Origin of the sequence: Pseudomonas sp. G2-4 (assembly GCF_030064125.1) — a bacterium.
In the GTDB taxonomy this organism is placed as follows: Bacteria; Pseudomonadota; Gammaproteobacteria; order Pseudomonadales; family Pseudomonadaceae; genus Aquipseudomonas.
Genome location: NZ_CP125957.1, coordinates 5,686,098 through 5,698,769, shown reverse-complemented (window position 1 = coordinate 5,698,769; position 12,672 = coordinate 5,686,098). Strand labels below are relative to the sequence as shown.

Genomic DNA, 12,672 nt, shown 5'->3' with positions numbered 1-12,672 from the left:
AATGGGGCCTGGCTTTGGATTGGTGGTGCTCTCTATCGCGAGCAAGCTCGCTCCCACATTCGACCTCATTCTTCCTGACGAAACTCGGTCAACTGTGGGAGCGAGCTTGCTCGCGATGAGGCCCAGTCAGGCGCTGCAGAATCATTTGCCCAGCTTGCGCAACTCATCCGACTCCACCACCCGCACCCCGTCCTGCTCTTCCAGCGCCAATCGCCACATGGCGCGGGCCAGTTGGCAGGCTTCGATGCCGTGGTATTTGCCCGGGATCAGCCTCGACAGCGGCCCGGCCAGTTGCTCGGCCAGGCGCGGTTCGACACGGTCGCCCAGCAGTAGCGAAGGGCGGCAGATCGTCAGTTGCGGCCAGTCCTGGGCCTTGAGTGCGGCTTCCATTTCGCCTTTGACCCGGTTGTAGAAGATCGATGACTTCGCATCGGCCCCCAGGGCACTGATCACGATCAGGTGCCGGGCGCCCAATTCCCGGGCGCGCTTGGCAAACGCCACGACCAGGTCCAGGTCCACCGCGCGAAAGGCTGGTTCAGAACCGGCTTTCTTGATGGTCGTGCCCAGGCAGCAAAAGGCGATGTCCACCTGGCCACTGAGTCGGGGCAATACCTCGGCCGGCTCTCCGACCGGGTTTTCCAAGTGTGGATGTTCGGCCAGCGGCCGGCGGGAGGGTGCCAGGACCCGGGTGATGGTCGGCTCGTTGAGCAGCCGATCCAGCAAGTGTTCACCAGTCAACCCGGTGGCTCCGGCGAGCAAAACATGCTGAGGCGTCAAGTACATGGTGTTTCCCCCTTGATACGGTTCAGCTTAGTTGCTCTTTATGGCCTCGTCGTTCAATGCAGCACTTTGCAATGCTTTTCGCGCTTGTTGTTTGCGCAGCAGCTTCCAGTGGGACAGGACGGTCCTGGGCGCCCACATCTGCGGTTCGGAGGCTTCGAAATTGTCGGCTTGCTCCCGTTCGGCCACGGTCGCCTTGGCGCGTTTGAAGGCCTGCTCCAGATCGTCGGTCTGGTTCAGCGCCTGGGCGAACAGGGCATCGCCGAAATAGGTGAAATTGGCCTCTTCGGAGCAACCGAAGGACACCCGGTCGGCCCGGGACGCGGTCATGATCAGCGTGCGTTCATCCTTGAGTGCCGGGATGAAACCGCCGGAGTAGCAGGCCGAGATCACCACGATCTTGTCGCGGTTCTTCAGCGGCGCCAGCACCACGGCGAGCTCGTCGGCAGGCAGGTCCGCCAGCTCCATGCGCGGTTGGTCGAGCACCAGTTCATGCTCGCTGGTGCCGTGGCTGGTCAGGTAGATGAAGATCAGGTCTTCCGGGCCGCTGCGCTCGGCCAGGGTGGCGGCGGCGCGGCGCAGGCTTTCGCGGCTGGCCATGGGCCGGTCGCCGAGGTGGTCGCGGTGGTTCACCAGGCGGATCTGCCCGAACGCGCCGAAACGGCTGGCGAGCATGTTGGCGACGTAGTCGGATTCGCGCAGGAACACGCTTTGCTTGCCGTCGCCGCCGAGGGTCAGGCTGTACAGCTCCACCGCCGGCGTGGAAGCCGGGATGTTGGCCAAGGCATCCTCCAGCAGGCGACCTTGGGCCAACAGGCCGAGTTCGAGCACATCCGGCAGCAGCCTGCCGTCCGCGTCGCGCACCCGCTGGCCCTTGGCCCAGGTGCCGCTTTGCACGGTGCCGTCGGTCAACACCAGGGTGCCGCGTCCGTGATAGCTGTCGCTTTCGAACTGGCCGATGTAGAAACTGCCGTCGGGCAGGTTCAAGCGGCCCTGGCCGGTAAAGCGCCAGTCGCTGAATTGACCGAGGTAATGGCTGCCGTCGGCACCGATCAGTTCGCCTTTGCCGGTCAGTGCGCCGTCCTTGAACTGGCCGATCCAGACATCGCCGTCGGCATTTTCGTAGCGACCGCGGCCGTTGAGCTGGTTGTTCTTGAAGCCGCCGATATAGACATCGCCATCGGCGCTGTTGAACGTGCCCTTGCCCTCGAGCTGGCCATCGACGAAGTGCCCGGTGAACTGGTTGCCGCTGGCGTCGAAGCGCTGGCCTTCGCCGTTGGGCTTGCCGTTGACGAATGGGCCTTGATACTGGCTGCCGTCGTCGAGCTCCAGGCGCCCGAGGCCGGAATACCGGTCGGCCTTGAATTCGCCGCGGTAGCTCATGCCGTTTTCTTTCAAGGTCCCTTCACCGTCCCGGCGACCTTGCTTGAAGCCGCCGGTGTAGCTGCTGCTCGGCGTGGTCAGGCTACCCTGGCCTTGAAACAGGCCGGTTTCGAACTGGCCACGATAGACCTCGCCATTGCTGCCATGCCATTCACCGGTACCGTGCCACTGGCCCTTGTCGAACTGCCCGGCGTACCAACTGCCGTTGGGGTAGTCGATGCGCCCCTGGCCTTGCAGCAGGCCGTCTACCAGGTCGCCGCGATAGCGTCCGCCGTCGGGCAGGCGTGCGTCCGGGGGCAACAGCGATTCGCCGTCACCGCAAGCGGTAAGCAATAGGGTCAGAGCCAGGGGGACAAGTAAGCGCATAACGGGATCCAGGTCGTCAGGCGACGAGTATGCCGCAGCTAGCCCCCCTGGATACAGAGAAGCGATGCGAAACTGCCCGAACGGCTTCGCATCGGCGCAGGTTCACACGAAGCAGAGCGACAGGGGTTCGGCAATGTAGGCCGGTTTGTCCGAGCCTTCGATTTCCAGCGTGGCGGTGGCCTTGAGCAGCCATTGGCCGGGTTTTTTCTCGGTGACGTCCACCAGGTCGACCTTGAGCCGGACCTTGGAATCTACCTTGACCGGCTGGATGAAGCGCACGCTGTCGAGCCCGTAGTTGACGACCATCTTCACGCCTTCGGGCAAGATCAGGATGTCTTCCATCAGCTTGGGCATCAGCGACAGCGACAGGAACCCGTGGGCAATGGTGCTGCCGAACGGGGTCTGGGCGGCCTTGACCGGGTCGACGTGGATGAACTGAAAGTCGCCAGTGGCTTCGGCGAACAGGTTGATGCGCTCCTGATCGATGGTCAGCCATTCGGAACGTCCAAGTTCCTTGCCGACATAATCTTTGAGCGCTGCAACGGGAACGTAGGGCATTGAGACTCTCCTTGGGTTCATCTGTTTTGTCTTTATTGACGGGGATCGGCGTCCCCGGAGAACCACTGTAGATCAACATGACGCGCAGGGAAGGTCATCGACCATGCTTTTTACGAATGCCGACCCATAGCGCCGGCGTGCTTATAATGCGGGCGCATTCTTTGCAGTTCCGTTCACTTAACGTGTGCGTTTGATTCCGTGGCGAGGGAGCTTGCTCCCGCTTGAGTGCGAAGCGCTCATAAAATGGGGCCGCTGCGCAGCCCAGCGGGAGCAAGCTCCCTCGCCACACCATCACGCCGCTCGCTTGAGTGAACCGAATTGGCGCGTTCATTGGGGCTGTTGCAGGGGGAGAGAGCGGATGTTGCTACGGGGCCTGACCTGGCTGGTGCTGTTCCAATTGCTGGGCACAGCGATCAATCATTTGTTCTTGCCGGTGCTGCCGGGGCCGATCATTGGCCTGCTGCTGTTGCTGGGCTATCTGATCATGCGCGGCGAAGTCGGCGAGCCCTTGAACCTGGCCGCCGGCAGCCTGCTGCGTTACCTGCCGTTGTTGCTGGTGCCGCCAGCAGTGGGGGTGATGGTGTATGCCCGGGCCATTGCTGCCGATTTCTGGGCCATCGTCGGTGCGCTGGTGTTGTCACTGGTGCTGTCCATGGCGTTTACCGGCGTATTGATGCAGCGCCTGGCCCGGCGTCACGCTCCCGCTGCGGAGGACGGCCAATGATGCTCGACTGGCCGGGCGCCTGGAACTCGGTGATCCATCATCCGTTGTTCGGCATCGGCATTACCCTGGGCGCCTATCAATTAGTGCTGGCGGCGTTCGAAAAGACCCGCTGGGTGTTCCTGCAACCGGTGCTGATGTCGATGGTGCTGTTGATCGGCGTGCTGGTCGGTTGTGGCATCAGCTACGCCGAATACCGCGAGAGCACTGAGATCCTAAGTATTCTGCTGGGCCCGGCCACGGTCGCCCTGGCGGTGCCGTTGTATTTGAACCTGCGGCGGATTCGGCAATTGTTCTGGCCGATTTTTACTACGCTGGTGATAGGCGGGGTGTTTGCCACCGGCTCTGCGGTGATGTTGGGCTGGGCGTTCGGCGCCGAGCACATGATCCTGATGACCATGGCGCCCAAGTCGGTGACGTCGCCGATCGCCATGCTGGTGGCCGAGCAGATCGGCGGTGTCGCGGCGATGGCGGCGGTGTTTGTATTGATTACCGGCGTGCTCGGAGCGATCCTCGGCCCGAGCATTTTGAACCGGCTGGGTGTCCATAGCCCGGAGGCCCGGGGGATGGCCCTGGGGCTGACGGCCCATGCGGTGGGCACGTCGGTGGCGTTGCAGGAAAGCGAAGAGTCCGGTGCCTTTGCGGCGCTGGCGATGAGTCTGATGGGCGTGGCCACGGCGGTGTTGCTGCCGTTGGTGGTGTCGATGACGGTCTAAGGAACTGGTTATGAACTTGCCGCTTTTCCCGTTGAACACCGTGCTGTTCCCCGGCTGCATCCTCGATTTGCAGATTTTCGAGGCGCGTTACCTCGACATGATCGGTCGCTGCATGAAAAAGGGCGAAGGGTTCGGGGTGGTGTGCATCCTCGATGGCGAGGAAGTCGGCATCGCGCCTGACGGTTATGCGCGGGTCGGTTGTGAAGCACGCATCACCGATTTCTCCCAGCAGGACAACGGCCTGCTGGGCATTCGCGTGCAAGGCGGGCGGCGCTTTATCGTGCACGGCAGCAGCGTCCAGCCGGATCAATTGACGGTGGCTGAAGTCGAGTGGCTGGAAGAAGAGCCGGAGCAGCCGCTACAGGACGAGGATGCCGACCTGGTGGCCCTGCTCAAGGCCCTGGCCGAGCACCCGATGGTCGAGGCGCTGAACATGGGCACCGAAGCGACCGGCCAGCAGTCCCTGGCCAATCAACTGGCCTATCTGCTGCCGTTCAATGAACTGGACAAGATCGACCTGCTGCAGCTCGATGATCCCCAGCAGCGCCTGGATGCGATCCAGGCTTTGCTCGATGAGTTGCAGGGTGAATTGTTTGCCTGACACACAATCCCCTGTACGCCACCACCCCCTGTGGGAGCGAGCTTGCTCGCGATGGCGGTGGGTCAGCTTGCATCAATATTGACTGTGCAGCCGTCATCGCGAGCAAGCTCGCTCCCACAGTGGTTTCGGGCTGGCTGCGGGATTAGCGTGCGCCATAAATCCCCTGTGGGAGCAAGCTTGCTCGCGATTGCCTAATAGGCATACCGCAACATCGCATGCGGCAGGTGCCGCAACGCAAAGAAGCTGAACGCCGCCACCAGCGCCGGCAAAATCAACCACCAGATTTTCGCTGGCATGGCCGGCAGCGGCGCCTGGCGCTGGCTCAACCACAGGACGGCGGCGCAGACGCAGGCGGCGAGCATGGCGCCGGCGATCACGTCGCTCGGCCAATGAACCCCCAGGTACACCCGCGACAGGGCAATGGCCAACGCTGGCAAGCAGGCCAGCAGCAGCCAGGTCAGGCGCATGCGCGGCGGTTGTCCGCGACCGGCCAGGATGGCGAGGCTCAGGAACAGCGCGAATGCGCCGGAGGCATGGCCGCTGGGCATGCTGTAGCTGGTCAGTGGGTCGGTGAGGATTTCCGGGCGCACGCGGGCGAAGAAGTGCTTGCTGCCGGTATTGGCCAGTGAGGTGAGGAGCATCGTGCCGCCGGCAAAGATTGCCTGCCGCCATTGGCGGGCCAGCAGTAGCGAGGCCGTCAACAGGCTGCTGAAGATCAGCATGTAGCGGAATTCGCCCATCAGCGTGAAGGTCACGGCGATTTCGTCCATTGTCGCGCTGCGATGTTCCTGGACCAGGGCCACCAGGCCCTGATCGAACGCCGTCAGGTAACGAAAGCCGATGAACAACCCGATCAGGATCACCAGGCCTATGCCTGCGATCAGCGCCGAGGCGTGGCGATGGCGGCGCAGGCTGCTGTTGACGCTCAGGCCGATCATCACCGCGATACTGCCGATGACGACGCCGGCTTGTGGCCAGAAACCTTCAGGTAACGGCAGGCGAAATGCCGCGCCGGTGGCCCAGCCCGGCAACAGGTAGGCAACGGTCCAGCCCGCGGCGGCCAACAGGCTCACAGCGGCGAAGCGCGGGAACGGCATGTCGCACATGCCCGCTACCATCGGCAGCATTGGCCTGAGCGGGCCGATAAAACGGCCCACCAGCAGACTGGCGATGCCGTAGCGCTGGAAATAGCTTTCCGCCGCGCTCATCCATTCCGGATGATGCCGCAGCCCCGGCAGGCGGCGGATGTTCTGGTGAAAATGGCGGCCCAGGAAATACGACACCAAGTCACCGAGCAACCCACCCAGTAGACCCAGCAACAGCGTTTCACCGAGGGACAACGCCCCACTGCCGGCCAGCACCGCGATGGCAAATAACAGTACGGTGCCTGGCACGATCAGCCCGGCGATGGCCAGGCATTCCACACAGGCGACGATAAACACCGCCACTGCCAGCCATTGCGGGTTGGCAGTCAGCCAGCCGGTGATGCTATCGAGCCATGGGCCCATAAAAACAACTCCATTGAAAATTAAGCAGCATGCAATTTTTACTGTGGGAGCACAAAACCTGTGACCACTGAAGATCCCTGTGGGAGATCCCCCTGTGGGAGCGAGCTTGCTCGCGATGACGGTGTGTCAGTCAACCCCCATTCTGCTGACCCGACGCTATCGCGAGCAAGCTCGCTCCCACATGGGGTTCTGTTGTGAGCACAAAACCTGTGACCACTGAAGATCCCTGTGGGAGCGGTGTGTTCATGTAAGCAAAAAATAATCGCGCCCTTCGACCTGTCCGCGACGCAACGGGTTCCGGGTGCACCACGGTGCGTAGGCCGCGTCGACGAAGCGATAGAGCAAGTGTTCGTCCCGGCCCAGGGGAATGCCCAGGCGTGTGGTCTGGATCACATTGACCGTCGGCACGCCCACGTCTTCCACCAGCAATCGCTCGGGGTCGAAGCGTTTGGCGTCCCAGTCCGGCACTTTCAGCCCCAAAGCCTTGCACAGCAAGGTCTGGCCGGCACAGAGTTTTTGTGAGGCGCGCGGGCGGCCCTGGGCATCGGGGTTGTTCAGCAGCATCTGCGCCAGGCTCGCCGGGCCGGAAACCGCGTCGACCCAGGGGTACGCCGATTTGATCAGCACCGCATTGCCGGGGCCCTGGGCGCTGAAGTTCAGCGAATCGCCGCCCCGGGCGTAGTACATATAGATGTGGCCGCCATCCAGAAACAATGCCTTACGTTTTTCCGTGTAGCCCAACGAAGCGTGGCTGCCTTTTTCGGCGAAGTAATAGGCTTCGGTCTCGATGATCCGCGCGCTGAGCCACAGGTCACCGACCTTGTGACGAATGACCTTGCCCAGTAAGTCCTGGGCCAGCACTTGGGCATCACGGTCAAAAAAAGCGTGGGGCAGGGCGTTTGGCGGACGTGGCGAATCGGTCATGGCGATAAACGAAGTGAGGCCAAAGGAAGCGCGATGATAGCAATGGAAAGCTTAATCACCGCTGAACACCGACAATTTCTGCAGGATTTGCGCTTCCGCCGGTCACCACTGCGAGTCCACGCTGTTAGTCGAGGGTTACGACAGCTATAATCTGCCGCTTTCCTCTTTGCCAAGACCACACAGACCATGACTGAGTCCGTTCTTGACTACATGACCCGCCTGGGTCGCGCCGCTCGCGAAGCGTCGCGCATCATCGGCCGTGCCAGCACCGCGCAGAAAAACCGCGCCCTGCAGGCCGCCGCCAATGCGCTGGACGCTGCGCGCGCCGAGCTGTCCGCCGCCAATGAGCTGGACCTGGCCGCTGGTCGGGCCAATGGCCTTGAACCGGCCATGCTCGAGCGCCTGGCGCTGACCCCGGCACGCATCGACGGCATGATCGTCGGTCTGCGTCAGGTCGCGGCGCTGCCGGACCCGGTCGGGGCGATCCGCGACATGAGTTATCGGCCGTCGGGCATCCAGGTCGGCAAGATGCGCGTGCCGCTGGGCGTGGTCGGGATCATCTACGAGTCGCGGCCAAACGTGACCATCGACGCCGCGAGCCTGTGCCTGAAGTCGGGTAACGCGACCATCCTGCGCGGCGGTTCCGAGGCGATCCATTCCAACCGCGCCATTGCCGCCTGCATCCAGCGCGGCCTGGCCGAAGCCGATCTGCCGGCCGCCGTGGTGCAAGTGGTGGAAACCACCGACCGCGCCGCAGTGGGTGCGCTGATCACCATGCCCGAATTCGTCGACGTCATCGTCCCACGTGGTGGCAAGGGCCTGATCGAGCGGGTCAGTCGTGACGCCCGCGTGCCGGTGATCAAACACTTGGACGGCATCTGCCACGTCTACGTCAGCGCCCACGCCGAGCTGCCAAAGGCCCAGCGCATCGCCTTCAACGCCAAGACCTACCGTTATGGCATCTGTGGCGCGATGGAAACCCTGCTGGTGGATCAGGCCGTTGCCGAGGCCTTCCTGCCGTCGATGGCCGCCCAGTTCCGCGAAAAAGGCGTCGAGCTGCGTGGTTGCGAGCGCACCCGGGCGATCATCGAGGCGACGGTGGCCACCGAAGAAGACTGGGACACCGAGTACCTGGCGCCGATCCTGTCGATCCGTGTGATCGACGGGCTGGACCAGGCCATCGACCATATCAATCGCCACGGCTCGCACCACACCGATTCCATCGTCAGTGAAAACCTGGGGGAAACCCGGCGGTTCGTCGCCGAAGTGGACTCGGCGTCGGTGATGATCAATACCCCGACCTGCTTCGCCGACGGCTTCGAATACGGATTGGGTGCCGAGATCGGCATTTCTACTGATAAGCTGCACGCCCGCGGCCCGGTTGGCCTCGAAGGCCTGACCTGCGAGAAGTACATCGTGGTCGGTGACGGCCAGTTACGCGGACAGGAGCCGGTCTGACTTGGGCGACCTCGACCCGTCAGCCGCTGTGACGACAGCCCCGCCCCGGCGCATCGGTATCCTGGGCGGCACGTTCGACCCGGTGCACATCGGCCATTTGCGCGGTGCGCTGGAAGTCGCCGATGCCCTGGCCCTCGATGAGCTACGCCTGACGCCCAGCGCCAGGCCGCCGCACCGGGATACGCCGCAGGTATCGGCGCAGGACCGTCTGGCGATGGTCGAGTGCGCGGTGGCCGGTGTGGCACCGTTGGTGGTGGATGCCCGCGAATTGCAGCGGGACAAACCGTCCTACACCATGGATACCCTGGAGCTGATGCGCGCCGAACTGGCCGCTGATGCCCAGGTTTTTCTGCTTCTGGGCTGGGACGCATTTTGCGGCCTGCCCACTTGGCATCGCTGGGAAGAGTTGCTCCAGCATTGCCACATCCTGGTGCTGCAACGCCCGGATGCCGACAGCGAGCCGCCGGATGCCTTGCGCAACCTGCTGGCGGCCCGCTCGGTGAGCGACCCGCTGGCCCTGAAAGGGCCGAGCGGACAGATTGCATTCGTCTGGCAGACGCCGCTCGCGGTATCCGCCACCCAGATCCGTCAACTGCTGGCCAGCGGTAAGTCGGTACGTTTCCTGGTGCCCGACGCGGTCCTGGCCTACATCGATGCGCACGGGCTTTACCGTGCGTCGAACTGAAAAAGGCGCGCTTCAAGGCACGTGAATGCGTGTAGCGAAGCGCCCGAACATACGAGCAAAACGAGTTTTATATGACTGACAAAGACGTAAGCAAAGTTAAGCGCAAAGGCACGTTCAAAAGCGCCCCGCTGCCCGTAGAGGCGCATACCGGCGTGGTTCTGGCTGGCGAAGAGCTGGTCAAGGTGGCCGTGGCGGCCCTGGAAGACGTCAAGGCCCAGGACATCCAGGTGATCGACGTTCGTGAAAAGCAGAGCATCACGGACTACATGATCATCGCCACCGGTACCTCCAACCGCCAGATCGGCGCGATGCTGGACAAGGTCCGCGAAGCGGTCAAGGCCCAGGGCGTCAAGCCGCTGGGTGAAGAAGGCAAGGGCGACAGCGACTGGGTGCTGTTGGACATGGACGACGTCATCGTGCACATGATGACCGCCTCGGCGCGCCAGTTCTATGACCTGGAGCGCCTGTGGGCCGGTGCCGAGCAGAGCCGTTCGGCGAGCGCCGCGCACCACAGCCCGGAAAACAGCCATGAGCACTTCACCAAGCTCAACAAAGACCAGCAATAAGGGACCGCTGTGCGACTGCGCCTGATCGCCGTCGGTTCTCGCATGCCCAAGTGGGTGGAAGAAGGCTGGCATGAATATGCCAAGCGTCTTCCGTCCGAGCTGGCCCTGGAACTGGTGGAAATTCCGCTCAATACCCGCGGCAAGAACGCCGACGTGGCGCGCTTTATTCGTCAGGAAGGCGAAGCCATGTTGGCCAAGGTCGGGCCGAACGAGCGGATCGTCACCCTCGAAGTCCACGGCAAGCCCTGGAGTACCGAGCAACTGGCGGTGGAGCTCGATCGCTGGCGGCTGGATTCGCGCACGGTCAATTTCATGGTCGGCGGCCCGGAAGGGTTGGCGCCGGAAGTCTGTGCCCGGGCCGATCAGCGTTGGTCGTTGTCGCCGTTGACGTTACCGCATCCACTGGTGCGGATTCTGATCGGCGAACAGTTGTATCGTGCCTGGACAGTCCTGTCCGGGCACCCTTACCACAAGTAACCCTGCCCTCATGCCTCAGCCGATCCGCATCAAGGACCACGAAAAAGACGCCCGCCTGGTGCGGGGCCGCGTCGTGTTCGGTGCCATTACGGTCGTGACGTTGATCTGCGTGCTGATCGCGCGGCTGTATTTCCTCCAGGTGATCCAGTACGAGTACCACTCGACCCTGTCGGAAAACAACCGTGTGCATGTGCAGCCGATTCCGCCGACCCGCGGGTTGATTTTCGACCGCAATGGCGTGGTGGTGGCGGATAACCGGCCCAGCTTCAGCCTGAGCATGACCCGCGAGCGTTCCGGCGATTGGCAGCATGTGCTCGACGTGATCGTCGAAGTGCTGCAGCTGACGCCCGAGGACCGGGCGATCTTCGAGAAACGCATGCGCCAGGGGCGGCGTCCGTTCGAGCCGGTGCCGATCCTGTTCGAACTGACCGAAGAGCAGATCGCCCTGATCGCCGTGAACCAGTTCCGCCTGCCCGGCGTCGAGGTGGTGGCGCAGTTGGTGCGGCATTATCCCCAGGGGGCGCACTTTGCCCACTCGGTCGGCTACATGGGGCGGATCAACGAGAAAGAGCTCAAGACCCTCGATCCGGTCAATTACAGTGGCACCCACCACATCGGCAAGACCGGCATCGAGCGCTTCTACGAGCCTGAGCTGCATGGCCAGGTGGGTTACGAAGAGGTCGAGACCAACGCCCGCGGTCGTGTGTTGCGGGTGCTCAAGCGCACCGATCCGATTCCCGGCAAGGACATCGTCCTGAGCCTGGACATCAAGCTGCAGGAAGCCGCCGAAGCGGCGCTGGGCGGGCGCCGTGGCGCTGTGGTGGCGCTGGATCCGAACACCGGCGAGGTCCTGGCGATGGTCAGCCAGCCGAGTTTCGACCCGAACCTGTTCGTCACCGGGATCAGTTTCAAGGCCTATTCCGAGTTGCGCGACTCCATCGACCGGCCGCTGTTCAACCGCGTGCTGCGGGGTCTTTATCCGCCGGGCTCGACCATCAAGCCCGCCGTGGCGATTGCCGGGCTGGACTCCGGCGTGGTGAGCGCCTCGAGCCGGGTTTACGACCCCGGTTATTACCAGCTGCCGAACTACGATCACAAATACCGCAACTGGAACCGCACCGGCGACGGTTATGTGGACCTGGAAACGGCGATCATGCGGTCCAACGACACCTACTTCTATGACCTGGCCCATAAGCTGGGAATCGATCGGCTGTCGTCCTATATGGGCAAGTTCGGCATCGGTCAGAAGGTCTCCCTGGACATGTTCGAAGAGTCCCCCGGCCTGATGCCGTCCCGGGAATGGAAGCGCGCGACCCGCCGCCAGCCGTGGTTCCCCGGCGAGACCCTGATCCTGGGGATCGGCCAGGGCTACATGCAGGCCACGCCCCTGCAACTGGCCCAGGCCACGGCGCTGGTGGCGAGCAAGGGCAAGTGGTATCGCCCGCACCTGGCCAAGACCATCGAAGGCCAGAAGCCGGTGGACCCGAACCCGATGCCGGACATCATCCTGCGCAATCCGTCGGACTGGCAAAAGGTCAATATCGGTATGCAGCAGGTGATGCACGGCGCCCGGGGGACCGCGCGCAAGGCCGCTATCGGCGCGCAGTATCGCATTGCCGGCAAGAGCGGTACGGCCCAGGTCGTCGCGATCAAGCAGGGCGAGAAGTACGACCGCTCCAAGGTCCAGGAACGCCATCGCGACCACGCCTTGTTCGTCGGTTTCGCGCCGGCCGACAACCCGAAGATCGTCGTGTCGGTGATGGTCGAGAACGGTGAGTCGGGCTCCGGCGTCGCCGCGCCTGTGGTGCGCCAGATCATGGACGCCTGGCTGCTGGATGAGCACGGCCAGCTCAAGCCTGAATATGCAAGCCCCACCACTGCGGAGGCTACGGCCCGTGAAGAATAATTTCGACCGGATCCTCTCCAGCG

The 12,672-nt window shown here is 63.1% G+C and carries 13 protein-coding genes; 8 read left to right on the top strand and 5 right to left on the bottom strand.

What is annotated here, in order from left to right:
• Positions 1–141: 141 nt before the first annotated feature.
• The 3 genes from QNH97_RS24980 to QNH97_RS24970 form a co-directional block, all read right to left on the bottom strand.
• Positions 142–783 (bottom strand): oxidoreductase, encoded by a 642-nt coding sequence (locus tag QNH97_RS24980; protein WP_283554359.1) that lies wholly within the window; start codon positions 781–783, stop codon positions 142–144.
• A 27-nt stretch (positions 784–810) separates the two neighbouring features.
• A complete protein-coding gene (locus QNH97_RS24975; protein ID WP_283554358.1) occupies positions 811–2,529 on the bottom strand; it encodes a C13 family peptidase in 1,719 nt (572 codons plus the stop codon).
• Positions 2,530–2,631: 102 nt separating this feature from the next.
• Positions 2,632–3,087 carry a MaoC family dehydratase gene (locus QNH97_RS24970; RefSeq protein ID WP_092394624.1) on the bottom strand — a complete coding sequence of 152 codons (456 nt, stop codon included), beginning with the start codon at positions 3,085–3,087 and terminating at the stop codon, positions 2,632–2,634.
• Positions 3,088–3,445: 358 nt separating this feature from the next.
• On the opposite strand from QNH97_RS24970, the gene QNH97_RS24965 reads away from it, so the two are divergent.
• From QNH97_RS24965 to QNH97_RS24955, 3 genes are read left to right on the top strand one after another with little or no spacing between them, the layout of a single operon-like run.
• On the top strand, positions 3,446–3,811 hold the full coding sequence (locus tag QNH97_RS24965; protein WP_283554357.1) for a CidA/LrgA family protein: 366 nt from the start codon (positions 3,446–3,448) through the stop codon (positions 3,809–3,811).
• The gene (locus QNH97_RS24960) at positions 3,808–4,524 is read left to right on the top strand and encodes an LrgB family protein (protein WP_283554356.1); all 717 of its coding nucleotides are present in this window, start codon (positions 3,808–3,810) and stop codon (positions 4,522–4,524) included. The genes QNH97_RS24965 and QNH97_RS24960 overlap by 4 nt, the downstream gene beginning before the upstream one ends.
• A 10-nt stretch (positions 4,525–4,534) precedes the next feature.
• On the top strand, positions 4,535–5,125 hold the full coding sequence (locus tag QNH97_RS24955; RefSeq protein WP_283554355.1) for an LON peptidase substrate-binding domain-containing protein: 591 nt from the start codon (positions 4,535–4,537) through the stop codon (positions 5,123–5,125).
• 191 nt (positions 5,126–5,316) lie between these two features.
• On the opposite strand, the gene QNH97_RS24950 is transcribed toward QNH97_RS24955, so the two are convergent.
• The gene (locus QNH97_RS24950; RefSeq protein WP_283554354.1) at positions 5,317–6,633 is read right to left on the bottom strand and encodes a bifunctional DedA family/phosphatase PAP2 family protein; all 1,317 of its coding nucleotides are present in this window, start codon (positions 6,631–6,633) and stop codon (positions 5,317–5,319) included.
• Between the two features lie 243 nt (positions 6,634–6,876).
• Complete coding sequence (locus QNH97_RS24945; protein WP_283554353.1) at positions 6,877–7,557, bottom strand: DNA-3-methyladenine glycosylase; 681 nt, start codon at positions 7,555–7,557, stop codon at positions 6,877–6,879.
• Between the two features lie 186 nt (positions 7,558–7,743).
• Here QNH97_RS24945 and QNH97_RS24940 point away from each other — a divergent pair, with 186 nt between their 5' ends.
• The 5 genes from QNH97_RS24940 to mrdA all read left to right on the top strand — a co-directional run bounded on the left by QNH97_RS24940 (position 7,744) and on the right by mrdA (position 12,649).
• On the top strand, positions 7,744–9,015 hold the full coding sequence (locus tag QNH97_RS24940; protein ID WP_283554352.1) for a glutamate-5-semialdehyde dehydrogenase: 1,272 nt from the start codon (positions 7,744–7,746) through the stop codon (positions 9,013–9,015).
• A gap of 1 nt (position 9,016) precedes the next feature.
• Positions 9,017–9,700 (top strand): nicotinate-nucleotide adenylyltransferase, encoded by a 684-nt coding sequence (gene nadD, locus QNH97_RS24935; RefSeq protein WP_283554351.1) that lies wholly within the window; start codon positions 9,017–9,019, stop codon positions 9,698–9,700.
• A gap of 71 nt (positions 9,701–9,771) precedes the next feature.
• On the top strand, positions 9,772–10,266 hold the full coding sequence (gene rsfS, locus QNH97_RS24930) for a ribosome silencing factor (RefSeq protein ID WP_025215650.1): 495 nt from the start codon (positions 9,772–9,774) through the stop codon (positions 10,264–10,266).
• A gap of 9 nt (positions 10,267–10,275) precedes the next feature.
• On the top strand, positions 10,276–10,743 hold the full coding sequence (gene rlmH, locus QNH97_RS24925; RefSeq protein ID WP_003185785.1) for a 23S rRNA (pseudouridine(1915)-N(3))-methyltransferase RlmH: 468 nt from the start codon (positions 10,276–10,278) through the stop codon (positions 10,741–10,743).
• 10 nt (positions 10,744–10,753) lie between these two features.
• Entirely contained in the window at positions 10,754–12,649 is a 1,896-nt protein-coding gene (mrdA, locus tag QNH97_RS24920) for a penicillin-binding protein 2 (protein ID WP_283554350.1), read from the top strand.
• Positions 12,650–12,672: the final 23 nt, after the last annotated feature.